18 protein-coding genes are annotated in these 23216 nt (G+C 65.2%); 10 read left to right on the top strand and 8 right to left on the bottom strand.

The genetic code is table 11. From position 1 onward, the window contains the following. Window positions 1-337: 337 nt before the first annotated feature. Both J8F10_RS35725 and J8F10_RS35720 read right to left on the bottom strand, forming a co-directional pair. Window positions 338-2647 (bottom strand): bifunctional SulP family inorganic anion transporter/carbonic anhydrase, encoded by a 2310-nt coding sequence (locus tag J8F10_RS35725; protein WP_210662807.1) that lies wholly within the window; start codon window positions 2645-2647, stop codon window positions 338-340. A 62-nt stretch (window positions 2648-2709) separates the two neighbouring features. Continuing rightward, window positions 2710-3855, bottom strand: a complete 1146-nt coding sequence (locus J8F10_RS35720) for a hemolysin family protein (RefSeq protein WP_210662805.1) — start codon at window positions 3853-3855, stop codon at window positions 2710-2712. Window positions 3856-4365: 510 nt separating this feature from the next. Here J8F10_RS35720 and J8F10_RS40490 point away from each other — a divergent pair. Continuing rightward, complete coding sequence (locus J8F10_RS40490) at window positions 4366-5049, top strand: 2OG-Fe(II) oxygenase (RefSeq protein WP_210662803.1); 684 nt, start codon at window positions 4366-4368, stop codon at window positions 5047-5049. Window positions 5050-5369: 320 nt separating this feature from the next. Here J8F10_RS40490 and J8F10_RS35710 read toward each other — a convergent pair whose 3' ends face one another. Continuing rightward, complete coding sequence (locus tag J8F10_RS35710; protein ID WP_210662802.1) at window positions 5370-5591, bottom strand: hypothetical protein; 222 nt, start codon at window positions 5589-5591, stop codon at window positions 5370-5372. A gap of 355 nt (window positions 5592-5946) precedes the next feature. Here J8F10_RS35710 and J8F10_RS35705 point away from each other — a divergent pair, with 355 nt between their 5' ends. Beyond that, complete coding sequence (locus J8F10_RS35705; protein ID WP_210662800.1) at window positions 5947-6765, top strand: tetratricopeptide repeat protein; 819 nt, start codon at window positions 5947-5949, stop codon at window positions 6763-6765. Between the two features lie 181 nt (window positions 6766-6946). Beyond that, window positions 6947-7930: a tRNA glutamyl-Q(34) synthetase GluQRS gene (gene gluQRS / locus J8F10_RS35700; protein ID WP_210662798.1), complete on the top strand. Its 984-nt coding sequence runs from the start codon at window positions 6947-6949 to the stop codon at window positions 7928-7930. Here the strand turns inward: gluQRS and J8F10_RS35695 are convergent. Continuing rightward, a complete protein-coding gene (locus J8F10_RS35695; protein ID WP_210662796.1) occupies window positions 7923-9494 on the bottom strand; it encodes a methyltransferase regulatory domain-containing protein in 1572 nt (523 codons plus the stop codon). The genes gluQRS and J8F10_RS35695 overlap by 8 nt on opposite strands. 187 nt (window positions 9495-9681) lie before the next feature. Here J8F10_RS35695 and J8F10_RS35690 point away from each other — a divergent pair, with 187 nt between their 5' ends. Further along, on the top strand, window positions 9682-11823 hold the full coding sequence (locus tag J8F10_RS35690) for a hypothetical protein (RefSeq protein WP_210662794.1): 2142 nt from the start codon (window positions 9682-9684) through the stop codon (window positions 11821-11823). Window positions 11824-11962: 139 nt separating this feature from the next. Here J8F10_RS35690 and J8F10_RS35685 read toward each other — a convergent pair whose 3' ends face one another. Further along, the gene (locus tag J8F10_RS35685) at window positions 11963-12637 is read right to left on the bottom strand and encodes an HAD family hydrolase (protein ID WP_210662792.1); all 675 of its coding nucleotides are present in this window, start codon (window positions 12635-12637) and stop codon (window positions 11963-11965) included. Between the two features lie 594 nt (window positions 12638-13231). Here J8F10_RS35685 and J8F10_RS35680 point away from each other — a divergent pair. The 5 genes from J8F10_RS35680 (at window position 13232) to J8F10_RS35660 (ending at window position 19167) form a co-directional block, all read left to right on the top strand. After that, window positions 13232-15547, top strand: coding sequence for a hypothetical protein (locus tag J8F10_RS35680; protein WP_210662790.1), 2316 nt, complete (start codon window positions 13232-13234; stop codon window positions 15545-15547). A gap of 173 nt (window positions 15548-15720) precedes the next feature. After that, window positions 15721-15969: a DUF2934 domain-containing protein gene (locus J8F10_RS35675; RefSeq protein ID WP_210662788.1), complete on the top strand. Its 249-nt coding sequence runs from the start codon at window positions 15721-15723 to the stop codon at window positions 15967-15969. Next, window positions 15966-16727: a cobalt ECF transporter T component CbiQ gene (gene cbiQ, locus J8F10_RS35670; RefSeq protein ID WP_210662786.1), complete on the top strand. Its 762-nt coding sequence runs from the start codon at window positions 15966-15968 to the stop codon at window positions 16725-16727. Before J8F10_RS35675 ends, cbiQ begins: the two co-directional genes overlap by 4 nt. Before the next feature lie 666 nt (window positions 16728-17393). Further along, entirely contained in the window at window positions 17394-18125 is a 732-nt protein-coding gene (locus J8F10_RS35665) for an energy-coupling factor ABC transporter ATP-binding protein (protein WP_246524766.1), read from the top strand. A gap of 202 nt (window positions 18126-18327) precedes the next feature. Continuing rightward, a complete protein-coding gene (locus J8F10_RS35660) occupies window positions 18328-19167 on the top strand; it encodes a glycosyltransferase family 2 protein (protein ID WP_210662784.1) in 840 nt (279 codons plus the stop codon). An 18-nt stretch (window positions 19168-19185) separates the two neighbouring features. On the opposite strand, the gene J8F10_RS35655 is transcribed toward J8F10_RS35660, so the two are convergent. The 3 genes from J8F10_RS35655 to purM form a co-directional block, all read right to left on the bottom strand. Next, window positions 19186-19668 (bottom strand): hypothetical protein, encoded by a 483-nt coding sequence (locus J8F10_RS35655; RefSeq protein WP_210662782.1) that lies wholly within the window; start codon window positions 19666-19668, stop codon window positions 19186-19188. Between the two features lie 176 nt (window positions 19669-19844). Next, a complete protein-coding gene (locus J8F10_RS35650) occupies window positions 19845-20294 on the bottom strand; it encodes a hypothetical protein (protein ID WP_210662780.1) in 450 nt (149 codons plus the stop codon). Between the two features lie 56 nt (window positions 20295-20350). After that, window positions 20351-21424, bottom strand: coding sequence for a phosphoribosylformylglycinamidine cyclo-ligase (purM, locus tag J8F10_RS35645; protein WP_210662778.1), 1074 nt, complete (start codon window positions 21422-21424; stop codon window positions 20351-20353). Between the two features lie 239 nt (window positions 21425-21663). On the opposite strand from purM, the gene J8F10_RS35640 reads away from it, so the two are divergent. Next, window positions 21664-23202: an MBOAT family O-acyltransferase gene (locus J8F10_RS35640; protein WP_210662776.1), complete on the top strand. Its 1539-nt coding sequence runs from the start codon at window positions 21664-21666 to the stop codon at window positions 23200-23202. Window positions 23203-23216 lie beyond the last annotated feature (14 nt).

The following is a 23216-nucleotide window of genomic DNA, read 5'->3' as shown; positions in this document are numbered from 1 at the left end:
CTGACGTGGAAACGAACGGGACACCTGACGGACTACGAACGCCAGGCACTCGAATCCCGGCCGTGTCCGATGTGCGGGGCGTATACCCTCAGTTGCTCCGAACCGCGTCCCAACCCGACCCGGCGCAAGAAACGGGATGCCGTCCTGTTGCGCCGGGCCGCTTGAATCACTTTTTGGTTTCGCGAACGGTTCGCGCTCCTGGCTCTTCTCTTCGTCAGGTTCAACAGTTCCGCTGTGTCGCCGCACGGTACGAGGAACACGAGATCACGTACCGCGGGCCACTCCACCTGACACGCGGGTTCATCCGACCCGGCAACAGAACACCCGTCCGCACGCCTTAATTCTCCCGGGTCTCGTCCCGCGCCCCCGATTCTGCGTGCGGCGCAGCGCCCCCAATCTCCGGCAGGAACTCCATCCCGCCGGTGGCGACGTCGTACAGCACCCCGACGACCGCGATCCGCCCCTGCTTCACGAGCTCGGCCAGCGTCGCACTCTGGTCGAGTAGTTCCGCGGCCGCCCGGAGCACGTTCCGCCGGGCCACCGCGTCGACGAACGCCCGCTTCTCGGCCGGCGCCAGGCGCTCGACGCCCCGACAGGTGTGCGGGTCGATCGACCGCTGGATGTCGGTGATGACGTGGTCCAGGTGCTGGCACCCGGTGGCTTCGGCGGCGGTCTGAGCCGAACAGATGAGGTCCACGGCCGCGCCCACCGCCCCGCACCGCGTGTGCCCCATCACCACGACCAGTTTCGCCCCGGCCACCGCGCACCCGTACTCGATGCTCCCCAGAACCTTCCGACTGGTCACGTTACCGGCGACGCGGACGCTGAACACGTCGCCCACCCCCAGGTCGAAAATCAGCTCGGCGGGGGTGCGCGAGTCGATGCAACTGAGGACCACGGCGAGCGGGTGCTGCCCGGCGGCGGTCGCCTCCACCTGGCGCCCCAGGTCCCGGGTCAGCCGGCGCCCGGTGTGGAACCGCTCGTGCCCGTCCTTGAGGATCTGCACCACCTGTGCGGGGGTCACCGCGGTCTGCAACTCGCGGGTCGAATAGTCGACGTACTGGGTCTGGTCGGCGAGCCGGTAGCGGCTGCGGAACCCGACCCGGCTGACCGACACGCCCCGGGCCGGCCCCGTTTGCTCGGCGAAGTCGCGGAGCAGTTCGAGGACGTCCGGGTCGATGTAATCGGTGCCGGTCGCGTCCAGCAGGACCTGCCCGCCGGCCGGCACCGCGTCGAGGACGTCCGCCAGCGCCGAGCGGTTCAGGAAGCTCACCTGGTTCGCCAGTTCGACGCGGACCACGTCGCCGCTCAGGTGCCGCTCCACGATGACGCGGATCGGGCGCCGCGCGTTGCTCCACAGGATGAAGGCGGCGCTGACGCCCAGCCCGATCACGACGCCGACGAGCAGGTCGGTGAGGACGATGGCGACCACCGTTGTCGCGAACGGGAGGAACTGTGCCCGGCCCTCCGCCCACATCTGGCGCACGAGTGCCGGGCTCGCGAGCTTGATCCCGGTGACCAGCAGGATCGCCGCCAGGCACGACAGCGGGATCAGGTTCAACCACGCCCCCAGGAGCGCGACGCTGCCCAGGAGCAGAACCCCGTGGACCACCGTCGCCAGCTTCGTGCGCCCGCCGGCATGGATGTTGACCGAGCTGCGGACGATGACCGAGGTGACCGGCAGCCCGCCGAACAGCCCGCACACCACGTTCCCGGCGCCCTGGGCGATCAGTTCCCGGTTCGGCGGCGAGGCCCGCCGGCGCGGGTCGAGCTTGTCCACCGCTTCCAGGTTCAGGAGCGTTTCCAGTGACGCGACGGCGGCCAGCGTGAGGGCGGCCATGTAAACAGCCGGGCGCGCCAACTGCGAGAGGTCCGGGAACTGGAGGAACCCGAAGAACTCGGCGGCGCTGCCCGCCACCGGCACCTGAACGAGGTGGCTCGATTCGATCACCCACGAGCCGCCCAGTTCGCGGAACACGAGGCTCAGACCCACACCGAGGAGGACCACGATCAGCGGCGCGGGCACCGGCGATTTCTTGAGCACCTTCCACCGGCCCCAAATCACCAACAGGGCGATTGAAAGAAGGCCGATGACGGCCGCCCCGGGGTGCAGGTCGCTGACGATCTCGGCCAGTTCGGAGAACGTGCTCTGCTGGTCCGGCTGCTGGAACGCCATGTCCCCTTCCGGGTCCGCGTCGTGGCCCACGACGTGCGGGATCTGCTTCAGAATGAGGATGACGCCGATCGCGGCCAGCAGGCCCTTGATGACGCTCGACGGGAAGAACGCGGCGATGAACCCGCCGCGGGCGATTCCCAGAACGACCTGGATCAGCCCCGCGAGAACCAGGGCCATCAGGAACGCCGGGAACGACCCCAGCCCGGCGATCTGCGCCGCGACCACGGCGGTCAGTCCGGCGGCCGGGCCGCTCACGCTCGTGTTCGACCCGCTCAACAGGCCGACCAGAATCCCGCCGACGACGCCCGCCACCACGCCCGCAAAGAGCGGCGCGTTGGACGCCAGCGCGACCCCCAGACACAGGGGGAGCGCGACCAGGAACACGACCAACCCGGCCGCCAGGTCGCGCGGCAATGTGGCCCCGCCCGAGGAGAGCGGCGGGGCGCCCGTCGGCTCGTTCGTCGATGTCATACGCGGTTCCCTGGAGAGTATCGGTGCTTAGAACGTTTTACAGTGCCCGCGTGCCCGGGCCGTCACGATCCGCTCCGGCGGGTGTGCCCGGATCGGCGGCCGAGGCGCAGGCGGGGCGTCGGTCGGTCGTGTTCGTCTTCGATCTGTCCCACGATCTGCTCTAACACGTCTTCCATTGTAATGAGGCCGAGAACCTTACCGGCGCCGTCCCGCACCACGGCCAGCGGCCGGCGCTCCTTGCGGAACAGTTCCAGCGCGTCGGCCACGGTACCGTCCGGCTCCAGGAACAGCGGCGGGTACAGCGCGTCCTCGAGCACTACCAGCCCCTTGAGGCTGAACAGGTAAAACAGGTCCTTCGTGTTCACCACCCCGATCACCCGGTCCAGGTCACCGTCGTACACCGGCATCCGCGTGTGCGCGCCCGCCCGCACCACGTCCAGCACCCGTTCGGGCGGGGTGCCGAGGGCCAGCGCCACCATCTTCTCGCGCGGCACCATGCAGTCGCGCACGCGCCGCCCGGACAGGGTGAACACCTTGCGCACGAACTCGGCCTGCTGCGCCGACAGCGCGCCCGCCTCGCGCGTCTCCTCGATCAGCAGCGCCAGTTCCTCGACCGAGTGAACGTTCCCCTCCGACCCAGCCGGCGCGTGCCCGCACCACCGGAGGATCAGGTTCCCGGTGCCGTTGAGCAGGGCGACGAACGGGCGCGTGAGCCGGACGAACAGGTTCAGCGGCGCGGCCACCCACAGCGAGGTCCGGTCGGGCGCCTGCAGCGCGAGCGTCTTCGGGATCAGTTCCCCGAACACGACGTGCATGAACGTAATGAGCGCGAAGGCCGCGGTGAACGCGATCGCGTGGGCGCCCACCGCGGCCCACGCGCCGGGCAGGACCGCGCCGGCGAGCGGCTCGACCACGCGGGCGAGGGCCGGCTCCCCGACCCACCCGAGCGCGATGCTCGCCAGGGTGATGCCGAGTTGGGTGGCCGCGATGGTGCGGTCCAGGTGGGCGACCGCGTCGAGCGCGGCCCGCGCCCCGACGGTCCCCTGGCGGACCAGTTCCTCGACGCGGGTCCGGCGCACCGCGACGAGCGCGAACTCGGCGGCGACGAAGAACCCGTTGAGCGCGACCAGCGCGGGAACGGCGAGCAACCCGGCGGCGGTCCACGCCCAGTGGACGTCGACCGGCGCGCCGGCGGCGGAAAAGATCATGACTCGTCCTCTTCGGGTCGTGGAACCCCGACCGGGAACGTGCCCGGTGCCTGGGGAGCGAACGAAGAAGCGGGCCGGCTAACAGCGGAGGTGGAACGGGGCCGGACTCGGGCCGGCAGAAGCCGCGCGAGCGGGCGCGTGGGTGATCGGACCGGACAAAGCCGACTGGTACAAAGCGAGGGGCACACCGGTTCCCGGCGCGACCCGGACGGTTCGGGCGGCCCAAACCATTTTCGGTTCGTGCCCGCCCGCCTCACCGTCCGGCGCCGATTCACGCGCCGGGGTGCTCGATTCCCCGAAGGTGATCGGGGGAGGCGACACGAGACCGAATACCAAGAGACATGCCAAAACCGCCGCGACGCGGGCGTACCGCGGCGGGTGGGTGCGACGTGTGATCGTGCGCGGGCCGGTCTCCATGCTCTTAGTATACGGGGATTCGCTTCGGTCGCGTGTTCGGCAGTAGAATCGTGAGTGGAACCGCGATCGAAGGACCGCCACCGGAGCCGCACAGTGGACGATTTCATCGAGACCTACGACGGCGCCCTGGACGATGCGCTTTGCGAAGCGATCATCGCGGCGTTCGAGCGCAGCGGGCGCAAGGCGCGCGGGCGCACCGGCTACGGCGTCGATCTGGCCAAGAAGGACAGCTACGATCTGAACATCACTACCGATCCCGAGTGGGCCGCGCTCCATGCTCAGGTGCTCGACGCGACGCTCCGGCACCTCGTGCGCTACGTGCTGAAGTACCAGACCATGCTGGTCGGGGCGATCTCGGCCGCGGTCCCGGACCCGGTGACCGGGCGGCCCGCCGATCTGGTCGCCGGCCAGTTGACCGAACTCCAGGCCGGCCAACTGATGATGACGCTCTACCGGCCCGGCAACATCCTCGTTCAAAAGTACCTGAAGGGCGTCGGCGGCTACCACCACTGGCACTCGGAAATCTACCCGCGCAACGCCTCCTGCGAAACGCTCCACCGCGTCCTGCTGTTCATGTTTTACCTGAACACCGTCACGGAGGGCGGCGAGACCGCGTTCTTCCATCAGGGCCGCAGCATCACCCCCGAGCGCGGCCGGATGGTGATCGCCCCGGCCGGGTTCACGCACACGCACAAGGGGTGCGTCCCGCGGTCGGAGGACAAGTTGATTCTGACGTCGTGGGTGATGTTCAACCGGGCCGAATCGCTCTACGGCTGAGTGGTACCGCGGCGCTACTGATTCCGGTGACGGGGCGATCGGGGCCGCGGCGGGAGTTCTGACTTCGACTTGTTGCGTTGAAACCTTGCGAACGGCGCGGCGTAAGCCAGCCGGTAGTGGCTAAAACCACCGGCGGGCTTACGCCGCGCCGTTCGCTTGCGCCATGATTTCAACACCGCAATTTCGACGCAGCAGGTGGTTACGGACGAGGTGTTGGTGCCGGGGCCGCGGGCGCTTCTGGTTTTCTCGGTCACGGTTGGGGGCCGTGACTCGTGGCGTTCACAACGGGTTTCGGTCCGCGCGGAAAGGGCTGGCGATCATCAATTCCGCGAGCCGCGGGTCTTCAGGTCTAGGGAGCCGCTCGCGTGCCTCATGAAAAACGCAAGGATCGTGCTCACGCAAATGGTGGCCGCGAGGAGGCCGGCCAGCCACGCCCACCGCTGGCCGCCTTCGTGAGATATCGTGACCAGCAAGGTGGCCAGCGCGAGGGCCAGGCACGCGCAGGCGAGAACGCCGATAATCAGGACTTTCCAGGCCGCCATTGTTTTTCCTAGTGAGCCGTCGAGCGCGGGCGGCGGAAAACCGCCTGCTCATATACTCTAAAGATTTTGAAAATTTTAATCTAATCTATTCCCGCCCCGGCGTTCGGAATTGTCCCGGTGCGCCCGGCGCACGCGGACCCCGCTTTTCGGCAGCGCTTCGCCCAGTTTGCCTCCGGCACGAGCCGTTCACCACCTTCACACGGTTCTCGAACGATCAAATCACTTCTTGTCCCGCGGGCCAATCGCGCGGCTCTTTCGGGCGCGGCGAAAGCTCGGAACGGCACCTCGACTGGATTCGAGGGTCCGCTGGATCTATAGGCGCGGTCCACACCGGAGTCGCCCGGAGGCACGTCGAATGGCAGAGCGACGGTGGCTGGCAATCCTGGTCGTTTGCACCGCCCCGGTAGTCCGGGGAGCGGACGAGGTCGGGGCCGACCGACAGGTGGTCGTGAAGCGCGCGGGGGTTACGTTCGGGTTCGTGGAGGATGGGAAGTGGGTCAGTGCGGGTGAGGTCACCGAGGTCGTCGTGACCGTTCAGGAGCGCCGGGGCGATTGGGCGCTGATCCGCTCCGGGGGCAAGCGCGGGTGGGTACACACACGAGAAGTGGTACCCCTAACGGACGCGGTGGCGTTCTTCACCGGGCTGATCGAGGCCCAACCGCGCACCGGCGCGCACTACCTCCGGCGCGCGGCGGCGTGGGCCGAACAGGGTGAGCACGCGAAGGCCGACCGGGACTGGACCGAGGCGATCCGGCTGATCCCCAAAGACCCGGCGGCCCACTACGGCCGGGCCGTCACCCGGCACTTGAGCAAAGAGTACACTGGCGCGCTCGAGGACTACGGGTCGGTCATCCGCCTCGACCCGAACCACGCGGGCGCGTTCGCGGGGCGGGCGTGGCTCCGGGCCACCTGTTCGGAGGAGAAGCACCGGGACGGGGCCGAGGCAGTCCGCGACGCGCGCCGGGCGTGCGAACTGACCGAGTGGGGCGACCCGAACTGCATCGACAACCTGGCCGCGGCCCTCGCCGAGAGCGGCCGGTTCGACGAGGCCGTGCGCTGGCAATCGAAGGCGCTGGAGTTCCCAACGTTTGCGGGCCGGAGCCGGGAGAACGCTCTGGCGCGGGTGAAGCTCTACAAGAGCGGCAAGCCGTACCGCACCGAGGGGCGGGAGTAGCTCGTAACGTCCCGGCGCGGGCGCCGGTCGTTACGGGCGCGCGGACCGAAGTGAACTCCGGCGCGTTGACAGTGACCGGGATCTGGAGGGCGGGCCGGTCGGGTTCGCGGAGCCGATCTTGTTCCGCGTCCCGGGCCACGCACTTGTAGAACAACCAGCGCCCAACTACTCGCGTGCGACCATGTCTCCTTCACCCCTTCACCCGCTTGCCCCTTCACTTCCACTCTTTGCAGGGCGCCTGGCGCCTTCGCCCACGGGGGCGCAGCACGTCGGGAACGCGCGCACGTACCTGGTCGCGTGGTTGTCGGCGCGAGCGCGGGGCGGGGCGGTCAAACTTCGTATCGAGGACATTGATTCCCCTCGCATCAAGTCGGGCGCGGCCGAACAAGCGATGCACGACCTGCACTGGCTCGGACTGGATTGGGACGGCGAACCGGCGGTCCAAACGGAGCGGTTGTCGCACTACGAAGCCGCGCTGGAAGTGCTCAAACAGAACGAGTTGGTTTACCCCTGTACCTGCACGCGGTCGGACATCGCTTCCGCTGCGAGCGCGCCGCACGCCGGGGAAGAGGTGACGTACCCGGGGACGTGTGCGCATCGTTGCGTCGCGGACGCGCTGAAGTTGCGTGAAGAGGGCCGGCCGTTCGCGTGGCGCTTCCGCGTGACGGAGAATTTGCCGTTTACGGACCGGTTCGCCGGCGAGCAGCACATCGATCTGAAGCACGCGGGCGGGGACTTCGTGGTGTGGAAGAATGGGGGCGGACCGGCGTACCAACTCGCTGTGGTGGTTGATGATGCGGCGATGGGCGTCACGGAAGTGGTTCGCGGCGACGATCTCATCCCGTCCACCCCGCGACAACTGCTCCTCTATCGCGCACTTGACTTAGCGCCACCCGCTTTTGCCCACATACCGCTTGTGGTGGGCGAAGACGGGCGGCGCTTGGCCAAAAGGCACGGCGACACGCGACTCTCCGCGCTCCGCGCCGCGGGCGTGAAGCCGGAGGCGCTCGTGGGGTTGCTCGCGTGGTCGTGCGGCTGGCTCGATCGACCGGAGCCGGTTGCGTCGCGCGAACTGCTCCCACGCTTCCGACTGGAGAGCATTCCGGCGAAGCCGTTCGTGTTGACCGCTGAACTGCTCCGCCAAATCGGGTTCGTCGTTACTTGATGAGCAGAGCGTCGCGTGCGAGGGCGTCCAGAGTGGGGCCGAGGGTAGCCGTGAGCGCGGTTCGGAGTTCGTCCGCGTCGGCGATCGGCTGACCGGCGCGCTGAACGGTGAGTTCTCCCGCGACTGCCAGTGCCGCCAGCGATCCCACCAAAGCGTCCCGGTCGCGTGTGCCATCGAGTAGCGGAACGAGCCGAAAGGCGATGTCGGAGAGCTTCACCGTTTCGTGGCGCCGATTCGTCACCGAAGCTTGACCACCCGCAGCGCGCACGCGAGCGTGAACCAGCGCGACCGGGTTTTCGCCCGGCGTGCGCGCGAACGAGACGGGCGCTGCGTGCAGTTCGAGCAGGTCGGAAGAGATGTAAGCGTTCAGTAGCCCGAGCGCGAGCGTCTGCATGTCGTCGTTGGTCGCGATCCGGCCGAGTTTCGCGCCCGCGTGCTGGAGCAGTTCCACGAACGGGATCGTTCCCGGCCACGCTTCAATCAGTGTTAGCATCGCGGCTTTGAACACGGCCCCGCTCGCGGAGATCACCATCCCGCTGCGGCTCTGGAACTGCGCGGCAGCGTTCGTGGTGAGATTGACCGCGCGCCCGCTCACCTTCGCGTTGCACGCGACGTGAAGGCCGTACACGCGCTCGGGCACAATGGCCCAGTTCGGGACCGCTTCGGATCGCACCAGGAGCGTTTCGCGGAAGGTCCGGTTGCGCACGAAGTCGAGGTACTGCTCCGTTTGAATCTGGTCCGTGGCGAGAACCGCGAGCGTCTTTTGCACTTCGGGTCCGAAGTTGCCCGTTACCATTGTGTTGATGCGCGATTCGCCCAGGTAGCGCAACCCGTGCGCTTCGGCCCGCGCCATGAACTGGTGGAAGTAGACCGGCTCGTTGAACTCTTCGAGCTGCTCGTGGTAGAGGTAGTGGTCGGACTGGTGGCGCAGGAGGTCGAGTTCCGATCGCAGCAGCACGCCATACGCGCCGGCGTCCTTTTCGGTCGATTGCGCGAGGAAATCGAGCAGCGCCCGCGCCTGGCCGATTCGTTGATCCGGGCCATCAAACCGGAAAGCGTGGTAGCGCATCATGTCGCGGATCATGCCGCGCATGTGCCAGCCGGGGTACGTGTTGTACGAGATGTACGCGATCCCCGTGGGCGTGAGGTGCGCTGCGCACACGTCGAAGATTTTCTGCTGCACCGCGGGCGGAACCCACGAGAACACGCCGTGGCACAGGATGTAGTCGAAGTGGCCGTAGGTCTCATCAATGTCATCGATGCTCGCGTGCCGGAGGCTCACGTTCGTGAGGCCGGATTTCCGTAGCGCCAGTTCGCCGTCGGCGATTTGCCGCCCCGAGAGATCGACCCCCACGAACCACGAGTCCGGGAACGCTTCCGCCATCGGGATCAGGTTCCCACCCGCGGCGCACCCGAGTTCGAGCACGCGGCACTTCGCGACGTCCGGGGGCGTCAGGCCGAACAGCGTGGCGATCGTCGCGAGGCGCGACGGGTGCGTCTGCGGGTACGCGAAGCTGTCGTAGGGCACATCGTCGTAGCTGTTGCTGGCGGGAGTTTCGTTCATGGTGAATTTACTGTCCGTGATTGGCGCGCGAGTGGCAAGAAGGTTGGTGCTGGTCGCGGGGCGGTTCGACCGGTATCATCGGACGTTATCACGCCACAACCTAACCCCCCAATTCCTTCCGCATGAACGAGGGGAAGGGGAGTTCAGTCTTAAACCCTCCTTGAGAAAAGGAGGGGGGAGGGGTCAAATGTCGTCGCGCCGTCCCACCTGGATTTTCGCGCTGATCGGGTTCGCGTTCGGTGTCGCGCTGGTGACGTCCACCGGCACGCGCACCGCGACGGCGCAGCCGAAGGCCCCCGCAATCGTGCCCGCGCCGCAAGCCCCCACGCTCACGACGCCGACGACCCTCGGCGCGAAGCCCGGCGACGAGGTCGAACTCACACTGACCGGCACGAACCTCGCCGACGCGACGGGCGTGGTCCTGAGTTGCCCGGGTAAGATCACGATCCCCGCGGACAACAAGAACGGCACCGACGCCGGGAAACTCCGCGTGAAAGTCACCGTCGATCCGAAGTGCGCAATCGGGCTGCACACGGTACGAGTGGCGACCAAGCACGGCGTCTCGAACGCGCGGCCGTTTATTGTGGATACGCTCCCGCTCGTCGCTTCGACGAACGCGAACCGCGCGAAGGACACCGCCCAGGTGGTCACCGTGCCGTGCGTGGCGAGCGGCGTGGTCGCGGCCGAAGCGTCCGAGTTCTACAAGGTGAAGGTGAGCGCCGGGCAGAAACTCGCGTTCGAGGTGCTGGCCCGCCGGATCGGTTCGCCGCTCGACCCCATCGTCGTTCTGCACGACGCGAAGACGAAGCGCGAACTCATCGACCTGTACGCGGACGACACGCCCGGGATGCAGGGCGATTGCCGCCTCGCCCACACCTTCAAGGAATCCGGCGAGGTGCTGGTCGAGGTGCGCGACACGACCCACCGCGGCGGCGGAGATTTCTTCTACCGGCTGCGGATCGGCGATTTCCCTGGGGCGACCACCGCGTACCCGCTCGCGGCCGAACGCGGCAAGTCCGCGAGCATCGGGTTCTCGGGGCCGGATGCCATTACCGCCGTCAGTGTGACCGCCCCGAAAGACGCGGGCGTTGCGGCGTTCTATGCCGTGCCGACGGCCGGGAAGGATTCGGGCTGGCCGGTGCCCGTGTTGTTGACCGATTACCCGCAAGCGACCGAGCAGGAACCGAACGACGAACCATCGAAGGCGAACAAACTGCCGATACCGGGCGGGGTGTCCGCGCGCTTCGACAAGGCGAAGGACGCGGACCACTTCGCCATCACGGGCAAGAAGGGGCAGAAGCTCGTCATTTCTGTGTCCACGTTTGAGGTGAACTCGCCGACTGAGGTACTGGTTCGCGTGCTCGATGCGAAGGGCGCGGAGGTCGCGAAGAGCAACCCGGCCGCCCCCGTAAACCGGCTCGAATTCACCCCGGCCGCCGACGGCGAATACGTCCTCGCGTGCGAGCACCAGAATTTCCTGCACGGGCCGAACGAGGTGTACTACCTCTCCGTCGTCCCGTTCGGGCCGGACTTCAACGTCGCGCTGACGTTCGACCGCACCGAGGTGCCGGTCGGCGGGTCCACCGGCGTTTTTGCCACGGTCACGCGACTGAACGGCTTTGCGGGCGCCGTGGAGCTATCGATCGAGGGCGATTCGGCCCTGAGTGGTAAGGTGACGCTTCCCGCGAACCAGACGATCGTGTTCGTACCCCTTCAGGCGAAAGACGGGGCGAAGGCGGGCGCGTACCCGTTCCGCGTCAAGGCGACCGCCACGACAGGCGAAACGACCGTCACCCGCTACGGCACACTTCTGGACGCGGTGCGAGCGAACCTCGGCGGGATGCCGAACCCGCCCGCGGAACTTCTCAATCAGTGCGCGGTCGGGGTGATCGAGAAACCGCCGTTCGCGCTCAAGGTGACGTTCGACCCGACTTCTCTCGAGAAGGGCAAGCCGGGCAAGCTCTTGCTCGAAGCGACGCGCGGGGAGGGCGCTGGCGAAGACATCGTGATCGCGCCGCTGTTCCTCCCGCCGACCGTGGTGCCCGCCGTGAAGCCGATCGCGAAGGGCCAAACGAAGGGCGAAATCGGCCTGACCGTGCAGCCGGCAGCGCCCGTCGGGCCGACGCAAGTCGTGTTCCGCGCGACCACGAAGGTCGGCGGTAAGGACCACGCCTTCACGGTGGTCGCGACGGTCGATGTGATCGAGGCGAAGAAGGTGGAACCCAAGAAAGAAGAACCCAAAAAGGACGTGCCGAAGAAAGATGTGAAAAAGGAAGAGCCCAAGAAGGACGCGCCGAAGAAGGAAGAGCCAAAGAAAGACAAGAAGTAAGAGCACAAGTCGTTGATAGCACAGGGCTTCCGCCCTGTGCTACGTCAGACGGCCTCTCCGGGGCGAATACCAAAACTGTCAATGCCTTTCACGCCGCGGAGCGGCCGGCGTTCGTAGCACAGGGCGGGAGCCCTGTGCGCTACCTCCACGCCGCAAGCAGTCGCGTGTGGTCCGAGAGGTCGTCGAAGATCAGATCGGGCTGGCAATCGGCAAGCTCTTCGACCGGGTGCCAGCCGGTCGCGACGGCCACCGCGTTCGCGCCGATCGCTCGCGCGCAACTCACGTCCAAAGGCGTGTCGCCGATCACCCACACGTCGGCCGGGTTCACGTCCGTGCCCAAGTGCTCGCGCACGCTCACCAGTGCCGAGCGGGCTACATCATCGCGTTCGTAGTGCAGGTCGCCGAACCCGCCGCACGCGAAGTGCTCCCACAACTGGAAGTACCCGAGTTTGTGTTGCGCGCCCGCGCGCACGTTCCCGGTGAGCAACCCGAGCACGATGTCCGACTTGCCCCCAATCGCCGCGAGCAGTTCGGGAATGCCGGGGCACACTTCGCCGCCCCGTGTCTGTAAGCTGCCCGGCAGTCGCGCGAGGTACTCGTCGCGGAGCCTGTGTTGGTTTTCGAGTGTGGGGCTGATGCCGTGAACTTCGAGGAGGTCGCGCGTGATGGCGACGTCCGTGCGGCCGCTGTACTTCACCTCGTCTCGCAGTTCGGTCACCCCGAACGCCGAAACGAGGGCGGATTCCATCGCCGATTTACCGGCCCCGCCCGTGCGCACAAGCGTGCCATCGATGTCGAAGAGAATGATTGGCATGTAGTGATTTTAGTTAGATAGAATGGGTTGCCGGGTGTTGTGTGCTCCTCACGTCCCCGGAAGTTTGTCGTACCCCGTATCCCCACCGGCTGATACTGCAAAGATCTACGGCGCCGGCCACACGCTTAGCAGGGGCGAAAAGCCAGCTTATGATGCGAAGGGCTGCCCCTTTGCCCATCCACACATTAAACGGCCGGTGGGTCAAGGAATCGTTGGGGTTGTGCGTTCGAGCCCCTCACGGCATGATCCCGGCCGGTTCGCCCCATTTCTCGGACAAGGAGCGCGTGCATGTCAGGTCGGACGGTCCCGCGATTCGTCCCGGTCGGGTTGCTCGCCGTAGCACTCGCCGCCCCCGCCGTGGCTCAAGAGGGAGGGTTTCAACTCTCTCGGAATTCCGATCCCGTCCCGACTCAAACGCCCCGCGCCGTTGCGCCGATGCCGCGGGCAAAAGGCAGCCCTCCGCCTTACCGCTTGTACGGCGTTCGTACCGGAGCTGCGTCAAAGCCCGAGACGTGGAACCCGACACCCGCACAACCGCAAACGGATGGCCCGCGCTTCGGTAGCTACCTGACTATCCAAGAAAATGAATTTCAGGTGCCGCTCAACAGCGACAACATCCTCCCGCCACCCGCGAACAACACGCCCGGTTTCTACTGTGGCGGTGAATTCGCGATGGGGAGCGGTCGCGCCGCCACCGAGCGGGGGCGCGTTTCGTCGGCACAACCGGCGGTGCTCGTGATCGGTACGCGAGGGCTCGAGCGCGTCGGGCCGGGCGCCGATCTGCACGGCGCATCAGTGGTTGTGAAATGCAAACAAGCCACCACCGGCACTCTTGTCTTCGGAAGTGAAATCGTAGGCTCCTGCGCGAGTCTTCACGACGCGCCGCCGCTCCCGCCGTGCGAATCGATCACGTGGACGTTCCCGCTCCAGAACGTTGTGCAGTACCAGTTCGAGGCGAAAGCTGCTGATACCGTCACGCTCGCGAGCACGAAAGCGAACCCGCCCGTGAACGCGCTGAACGGGACGTGGTACCGCGAACAGCCCGGGATGGTGATCTCCGCGACCTTCACGCACGACGAGTTGAAGCTGTGCATGGTGCAAGCCGCGGACGGGGACACCGCGACGTTTACGGTTACCGCACATTACACACTGACGAAAGACGGGCTCGTGTACGGGGCCGTCACCGGCACCGACGCGGACACGAAGCGCGACCCGGGCAAGCCGAGTAACGTGCCGCTCAGCATGGACTTGGCCGAACTCGCGATGACACTGCAGGCGTTCGTGGATGCCCCGTTCTCGTTCCGCACGAAGATGACTTCGGCGGGGCTGATGGTGAGCGGCCTGAAGTGTGGCCCGCTCCTGGATAAGAGCGAAGCGAATCCGTTCGGCGGGATGTTTAAGTTCGCGAAAGACGGCCGCGTACCGGCGCCGGTACCGCTGAACACAAACACGAGCAAAGCTGACGTGTCTTTAGGTGCGGTAGTTGGCACCGCGTTAGGCACCGCGGTGGGAGCGACAATTGGTAATACAGGTGCGGCCGACAAACTGATCCCGGTCCCACAAGCCGGAACGAGTCCGGCGGATTGCCCGCGCATCGGAATCGACTTCAACTTCAATCCGCCCGTGATGAACCCGCCGAAGCCGAGTTGTGACGCCTGCATGCCTCCGCCCGCGCGTCTGATGATGGCGCCTCCCCCAGCGGGCACCGCGCCGCGGACCGCGTGTGAACCCGCCGTGCCCGACACGATGAAGTCGCTGGTGTCGGAAGCGTTCGGCCAACTGCTCCAGAAGAGCGGCCAGGGCGGGATGACGCTGCCCAGCCCGCGGTACCTGGAGCACTACCCGCAATACTTTGCGCCGGACCCGGCGTTCCCGCTCCCGCGCGAACTGGCGATGCAAGAAGACCTCGACGGCGCGGTGCGGCGCACGGGGGCAACTGTTCCCGCCCGACCGATGGCGTCCGCGGAGCCGCTCGCCAAACCGGGCGTCGTGGGGACGTGGTACCGCGACGTGGCCGGGAAGCAGTGTGTGGTGAAGGTTTCCCCGGACCACCTGACCCTCAGCGTGAGCGAAGCGCACGAGGAGGACGGCAAGGTCTCGGTCGCCAGCCTCGTCATCACCGCCGATTACCACATGACGCGCGACGGCGTGACCGCGGTGGGGCTCATCACCAGCGTCGATGTCAACTTTGAAGGCGAGTTCCCGCAAGAAGACTCGAAGCCGTTCTTCGAGATGCTCGGTGAACTGCAAAAGGCCCTGGAAGACAAGCCGTTCGCCCTGACGTTCCGCCCCTACGGGGATTCGCTCGTGGTCGGTAACGTGCGCATGCCGACGGTATCGGACCGGATGGACGTGCAGCCGGCCGGGTACATGGCCGGGCGCTACAAGAACGCCGGCAACAAGCTCCCGAAGCCGAAAGTGGTCAAAGTAACCGAACAGAACCGGCAACCCGCGCCGGGCTTACCGGGTGCGCCGCTGCCGCCCAGTTCCGCGTACCCGCAACCGTACAGCGAACCGCAGCCCGGTGGCGGATACCCGCAACCGTACAGCGTCCCGACTGCGCCCGCGCCGACCGGCGACCTGCTCCCGCCGCAGTCTCTTCCCGCCCCGCGCATCGTTCCGTCGGGTGGTTCGTGGACCGCGCCGCAACCGACCGCTCCCGTTCCGCAAATGCAGCCGCCGACTCCGCCCGGATCGGTGAGGGAAGTGGTTCCGACGATGAGTGAACCGGTGAAGCCGGTCACGAGTCAAAAAAAAGTGACGCCGTCGAGCGATCTAGTTGTCCTCATGCGGCAATTGCTGAACCAATCAGAAGATCTTCGGGTCATTAATAACGAGTGGCGCCGGTTCTGGTTCAACGACCAACCTAGTAAGCTGACCCCCGAGCGAACTAGCGGTAGCATCTATTGATGCTGGTATAAATGAGTCCAACGCACCCGGGGCCGACGAAGTATGACTTCGTCGGCCCGGCCCGTTTCTGCTCGCGCGTGAAGGTTGCGTGAGGTCACCTCGGACTCGTTGCCACCACTCGGCATTAAAACGCATACTAATCTATCACGGACCCCAACCCCGGAGGAACGGACATGCTGCGCTGGTTCAAACGTCGGCTCGCACAGGCCGATTCGCAGACCACCGTGCCGGCCCTCCCACCGGTAGATGAGGTAATCGAGATCCCGCACGACAAGATCGCGGCACGTGCGGCGGAAATCTGGGACCGGAAGGGCCGACCGCACGGTCAGGACGTACAGAACTGGATGGAAGCCGAGGTGGAACTGCGGGCCGAGTTCGCCACGAACCTTTCTCCCGAACCGCTGCCGCGAAAGTCCCGATGACACTGGCGTTCCGTCACCGTCCTGTACCCGATTCTCCCCTCGCGCGCTGGGACGCCCGCTGGAAACTCGCGGCCGCGCTGATCGCCGTCAGCGGCATCGCGGCCCTCGATCACCTCACATCGGCGGCGGTTGCGCTCGCGCTCGGCCTCTTCTTGCTGGTGCTCGCACGATTGCCCGGCGGGTGGGTTCGTTCGCGACTGTTCCTCTTCGGGTTCTCGGCACTGCCGTTTCTGCTCGTGCTGCCGTTTACTCTGGACGGCGAAGGCTGGGACATCGGCCCCGCGCGAATCTCCGCACGCGGACTCATCGCGGGCTCGGCGGTGTTGTGCCGCAGCCTCGCAATCGGGTGCTTCGCGCTACTGTTGGTGGGAACGGCGCCGCTCCACCACACGCTCGCCGCGGCGCACAAACTCCGAATGCCCGGCCTACTCGTGCAACTCACGCTGCTCGCGTACCGCTATGCCTTCCTGCTGGCCGAAGAGATGCGCCGGCTCCGCGTCGCGATGCGCACGCGGGGGTTTCAGATGCGGGCCACGCGGCACGGCTACCGCGCACTCGGCCACGCGACCGGCGCGCTCCTCGTTCGCGGCTCCGAACGCGCCGACCACGTCGCCGCCGCGATGCGCTGCCGCGGGTTCGATGGCGCATTTCATACACTTTCGCGGTTTCGTACTACGCCCGCCGATATCATTTCCTTCGTGGTCCTCACGGCGGCCATTGTCGCCCTTGTGCTCTGGGACCGCGTGGTCCTGGGTTGAGATGCCGAGCCGAAATGATTTGTATTCTTGTGTCCACTAGCGTATGATTTAGCGTGTTGCGCTGCCGAGACCGTGCTAACAGCACAGCGAAAGCCCGGCGAAACGCTTTGGGCGAACGGCCGGTGTAAGCCGGCCGGTGAGAACAACGACCTACCCCGAGCGCCGGGTGCCTGTGGAGCCTTCACCGGCCGGCTGACACCGGCCGTTCGCCCGAGATACCGGTGGGTAAACGAGCCGCGACCGCAAGGGAGCGGTGCTGGGGCTCTCGGCGTTGGGTGCGGTCTCAGAGAATCGGTGACGCCTCCCGCTCCCTTGCGGTCGCGGCTCGTTAAAGCCGAGGCGACACGTAGCTCCGAAGCTGACACCAGCCGTTCGCCTGAAAGCGCCGGCAGACTCACGCTGGGCCCATTAACAGTGCGGCGGCGTGGACGTTTTTGCTTGTGGAAGTGACTAATCGGGGTTCGATGTTAGCCGAATGTTAGCCATTGTTGGTAACTGCCACCGGCTCTCAAGGGACGCGACATCGCCGAATGCCAAGCAATACTAGCAATCGGTGCGTACCACAACCAGGCGGCGGTCCCAACAGCCAAAAATGTTAGCAATTGTTAGCCGGGTTCGGGGGGCACTGAGATCATTGTTTCAACAAAACAACCGTCCGGGACAGTCTTGACTCACGCGGCACTGAGCGCCCGGAAGTTATCTCACCGTTTCGCAGACGGGCGAGTTGCACTCGATGACGTATCCTTCGCGGTGGAACCGGGCGAATGTGTTGCGATCGTCGGGCCGAACGGTGCGGGCAAAACGACGCTATTCCTGCGACTGTGCGGCGTCCTGCCCGGGAAGCCGGGGCAGATCGCGGTGAGTGGGCTCGACCCCGCCGTACCCGAGCACCGGAAGAAACTGCCCGAAGTGGTCGGCGTGGTGTTCCAGAACCCGGACGACCAGCTCTTCAGCCCCACGGTCGCAGAGGACGTCGCATTCGGCCCGCTGAACATGGGGGCCACGGCCGCGGAAGCCAGCGCTCGTGTTACTGAAGCGCTTTCTGCGGTGGGGATGACCGATGCGGCCGAGCGCGTGCCGTTTCAGTTATCGGGCGGCCAGAAGCGTAGGGCCGCACTCGCGGGCGCGCTCGCAATGCACCCTTCGGTGTTGCTCCTCGACGAACCGAGTATGTTTCTCGACCCGCGCGGTCGGCGCGAACTGATCGCAGTCATACGCGGGCTGCCCGGGACGAAGCTCATCGCGACACACGACCTCGATTTGGTGCTGGATTCGTGTCCGCGTGTGCTGGTGCTCGATGCGGGACAACTCGCCGCCGATGGCCCTGCCGAGCAGCTCCTCGCTGACTCTAACTTGATGGAGAGACACGGGTTAGAGATCCCGTATCGGTTGCGTTAGGGGCTGTGTTGGTGACCCCGCCCGCAAGGGCGGCGGGTGATGGGCCATAAGGACACTCAAGCCGCCGCTTGTTGTGAGCACCCGCCGCCCTTGCGGGCGGGGTTCACCAAGAAGGACAGGATTTCGGGAATTCGGACACTACTTTTCGCATCATATACTGAACGGAACGTCGGTTACGTCACCTACACCACGATTCACCCTCATGCCTTCCACCCTGCTCGCCGAGCCGCCGCTAAACCCGGTCCACGAAGTCTTTCACGTGGACCGCATCCTGAAGCCCGACGAAATCACACTGCCCCGCAAACACAAGATCATTGCCGTACTTCCGGCTTACAACGCCGAAAAGACCCTCGCCGCCACCATCGCGGACTTCCCTGCGGGGAGCGTGGACGAAATCCTCCTCGTCGATGATGGCAGCAAAGACAACACCGTTGCCATCGCGCGCGAGATGGGGCTGACGGTCATCGTTCACCAGAAGAATACTGGGTACGGCGGCAATCAGAAGACGTGCTACCGCTACTGCTTAGAGCAGGGCGCCGACATCGTGGTGATGATCCACCCGGACTACCAGTACGATGCGCGGGTGATTCCACACGCCTGTGGGATGATCGAACTCGGGATCTGCGACGTGATTCTGGGCAACCGGGTGCGGAGCCGCGCCGAAGCGCTGAAGTGCGGGATGCCGTGGTGGAAGTACGTGAGCAACCGTGGGCTGACCGCGTTCGAGAACCTGATGCTCGGTCAGAACCTCGGTGAGTTCCACAGTGGGTTCCGCGTGTACCGCCGGAACGTGTTGGAAACGCTCCCGTTCGAGCGGAACAGCGACGACTTCGTGTTCGACACGGAGTTCCTGGTGCAAGCGGTCCACTTCGGGTTCCGGTTGGGCGATATCCCGGTTCCCGTGCGGTACTTCGACGAGGCCAGCCAGATCAACTTCCGCCGCAGCACGAAGTACGGCATCCAGACGCTCACTACCGTGAATAAATACTGGATGAACAAGCTGAAACTCTGGAAAAGCCCGCTGTTCAAGCCGAAGGGGTAACGGGCGCTGGAAAGTGGTTCACACGTGGGCGAGCCACGGCTTCGGGAGCGGTTCGAGGTCCGGTTCAACGAACTTGACCTTCGCCTCTTCCGAGAACAGTTGGGCCGGCGAGTAGTGGGCCAGCAGCGCGGAGAGGTTGCGGTCGAAGAGGTCGGGGTTGCGCTTGCGGAAGCTGGCGAACTTTTCCCCGGGTTCCGCCCGCATCGCAATGACCCGGATGAACGCCGTCGTGATGGTTTCGTGGAAGCCGATCGGCTTGGATTCGGCTGCGGGTTCCGTGCTCGCATCGTCCGGCCGGGTCGCGCCACACGGCCGGGACTCTTGGGCGATGAACGCGGCGTTCAGTTTCTTGATGCCGGACCGCACCTTGTTCCGGGCGGTTCGGTACGTCTCATTTCGCGTCACGTACAGCCACGCCATGCGAACGTGAGCCTCGTGCGTCCACTCTTCACGGGTGATCGTGCGCTTTTCAAACTTGGTTAGGAATTCGCTGTCGGTCATCGGCGGTTCCTCCAGATGGGGTGGTTGGATAGACCTGATTGTTGGGTGGAAGGTTCGCCAACAATCACTCTTTCACACCGATATACCCCACCAAATCACGGGTCACCATCTCCGTTGCGTAACAAAAGAACAGGTGAACTAATGCGTTTCCGATTGGCCGCGCCGGGCGCAAGTGTTCAACCCGGCAACGGTTCCAGGTCGGGCTTCAGGAACTCGGTTCTCGCGGGAAGGGAATAAAGTCGTTCGGGTGAGTAGTGCCGCAGAAGTGCGAGAAGTGTGCGGTCGAAGAGATCGGGATTGCGAGCACGGAACGTGGCGAAGTCTTCACCGGGCTTTACGCGAGACGCAATCACAGTCACGAACGCGACGGTGACCGTTTCGTGGTAGCCATCTAACCCGCGTGGGTCTTTGGGCTTGGGCGGCCGATTCGGGTTCTCCAGTTGGTCGCGGTGAATGAACGTTGCATTCAGTTTCTGGATGCCGCTGCGCACATAGTCGAACGCAACGGCTTTGGTTTCGACGCGCATTAAGTACAGCCACGCCATGCGGATGTGGGCTTCGTGCGTCCAGTCGGTCCGCACGAGGCGGCATTCCTCGAACGCAGCCAGGAATTCGTCGTCGGTCACGAGGGGAACCTCCACGGGAATTGTGGAGGGACATTGCGTGCCGCGGAGTGGTTCGCCTACGTGATCTCCACGCCCACCGCGCCGTCCCGCACGTCGCCGATCTTCCACGCGGAGATGCCGTCCGTCGCCAACTGCTTCACGATGCCGTCGGCCGCGTTCGGGTCCGCAATCACGACGAAGCCGATGCCCATGTTGAACACGCGGAACATCTCAGCGTCGGCAACGTTGCCGCACTTCTGGAGCCATGTGAATACGGGCGCCGCGGGCCACGAACTGCGGTTCACATGCACGTGCTTATCCGGCGGAAGAATGCGGCCGACGTTGTCCGGCAACCCACCGCCCGTGATGTTCGCCAGACCGTGAATCATGTTCGCGTGCGCGTCGAGCAACCGGCGGATGGGTTTCACGTAGAGGCGCGTGGGGGTGAGCAGTTCTTCACCCACGGTCTTACCCAATTCCGGCACGCGGTCAGTCACTTTCAGACCCGCGGCCTCGAACACGACCTTGCGCACGAGACTGTAGCCGTTCGAGTGGATGCCGCTTGATGCGAGGCCGATTACGGCGTCCCCGGCACGAATCGCCCGGCCGTCAATGATCTTGTCGCGCTCGACCACGCCCGCGGCGAACCCGGCGAGGTCGAAATCGCCCGGTTGGTAAAAGTCCGGCAGGATCGCGGTTTCACCGCCGACGAGCGCGCACCCCGATTCGAGGCACCCGTCCGCAATTCCCTTCACGAGTAGCGAGGTGAGGTCGGGATCGTCCTTCGGCATGGCCAAATAGTCGAGGAACGTGAGCGGCTCACCGCCGGTGCAGATGAGGTCGTTCACCGACATTGCGACCAAGTCGATGCCCACGGTGTCGAACTTCCCCACCATGCACGCGACTTTGAGCTTACTACCGACGCCATCGGTACATGTAATCAGCACCGGGTTCGTGTACTTGCCCGCGGCCGAGAGGTCGAAGAGGCTCGCGAACCCGCCCACACCCTTTCCGCCCTTGCGTGGCGGGAACGGCGGCGGGATCACGCCCGGGCGCTGCGCGCGCCCGATGTGCGCTTGAATGCCGGAAATGGTCTGCTCGTACTTGTCGAGATCCAGCCCGGCCTTCTTGTAATCCCACTGTTCGGACATCGAAAACCCCTTCGCGCTCGTTTCGCTCGCCCGTTGTTTGCTGGGCGAAACGGAAGCCGGTGGCTGTGTACCGCAATTAATCCCGTTCCCCTGTATGTCTTAGGGAAGAAACTGCGGAGCGGGTCTTTCCCCAAGACCCGGCATTGACCCACTTCTCATAATCCCGCTATAGTCCTCGCCCGCGGCGGGTTCGAGCGAGTTCCCCGTCCGCGTCAATGCGCAACCAAGGACGGTTGGTAATGTCTCTGTCGCTGCTCGCATCGAACACACCACCAACCGTGGAACCGGTGTACCAATCCGGGTTCGCGTACTTTCGTTGGCTCCACGACCTGCTGCCGGCCCCGTTCTTCCACACGCAGGCGTTCCTCGCGTTCTTCGCGCTCGTGCTGCTCGTGTACTGGAGCATCCCGCGGCGCTACGCAATGACGCGGGTCTGGGTGCTCGTGGTCGCGAGCTTCCACTTCTATGCCGCGTGGAGCTACGAACTCGCGTTCCTGGTCACCGGGACGACGTTCGCGGACTACCTGTTCGGCCGGATCATGGGTTCGTCCGAGCGACCGCGGTTCCGCAAGTTGATTCTGTACACCAGCATCGGGATGAACCTCGGCATCCTGTGTTACTTCAAGTACCGCGGGTTCTTCCTGAACGAACTGTTCGACGGGATGCGAAACCTCGGCATGGAGCCGGGCTACGAGAAGCTGAATCCGGTCGCGATCTTCATCCCGTTCGGGATCTCGTTCTACACGTTTGAAGCGATCAGCTACGCGGTCGACGTGTACAAGCGGAAGATCGCGCCGGAAAAGAGCCTGCCGCGGTTCCTGCTGTTCATCCTGTTCTTCCCGCACTTGGTTGCGGGGCCGATCGTCCGGGCCGGCGACTTCCTCACACAGACCCGGCGCCCGAAGCGGTGGAACTGGGTCCGCGTGCAGGTCGGGGTTCAGCTTTTCCTGGTCGGCGCGTTCAAGAAAATGGCGATCGCGGACCGAATGGCGATGTTCTGCGACCCGGTGTTCAAAGACCCGGAAGCGTACAACTCGGTCGCGGTGTGGTTCGCGGTGTTGGCCTACGCCATCCGCATCTACTGCGATTTCTCCGGCTACTCCGACATGGCCGTCGGCGCCGCGCACCTGCTCGGCTACAAGCTCATCAACAACTTCAACATGCCGTACCTGGCCACCAACGTGTCCGATTTCTGGCGCCGGTGGCACATCTCGCTCTCGACGTGGTTGCGCGACTACGTGTTCATCCCGCTCGGCGGGAGCCGCGGGTCGCGCTGGCTGAACTACCGCAACTTGCTCATCACGATGACCGTGGGCGGGTTGTGGCACGGCGCGGCGTGGGGGTACATTCTGTGGGGGTTCGCCCACGGCGCAATGCTGGTTGGGCACAAACAGTTTAAAGACTTCTGCGCGAACAAACCGCGGCTCACGGCTTTCCTGGAGACCGCGTTCGGCACGGGACTGCGGATCTTCTTCACGTTCCTGTGCGTGGGCCTGTGTTGGGTGCTGTTCCAGCCCGAGTTGAGTAAAGCGCTCGCGATCTTCGAGAAACTGTTCCACATCCAGCGCGGGCTGAAATTGGACATGAACAACCGCAGCCTGTGGTATACGGTCGTGTTCCTGTTCGCGTGCCAGTGGCTCGTGCGGTCGGGCGCGTGGGCGAAGATCTACCCGCGCCTGCCGGCCCCGGTACTAGGTGTGGGCTACGCGGTGTGCCTCTGTGCCGCACTCGTGCTGGCGCCCGACAACGGCACCACATTCATCTACTTCCAGTTCTGAATTTCGGGTATCCA

It is taken from the genome of Gemmata palustris (assembly GCF_017939745.1).
Taxonomy (GTDB): domain Bacteria; phylum Planctomycetota; class Planctomycetia; order Gemmatales; family Gemmataceae; genus Gemmata; species Gemmata palustris.
The sequence above is the reverse complement of the archived record's forward strand: the minus strand, read 5'-3'. Positions and strand labels throughout refer to the sequence as shown.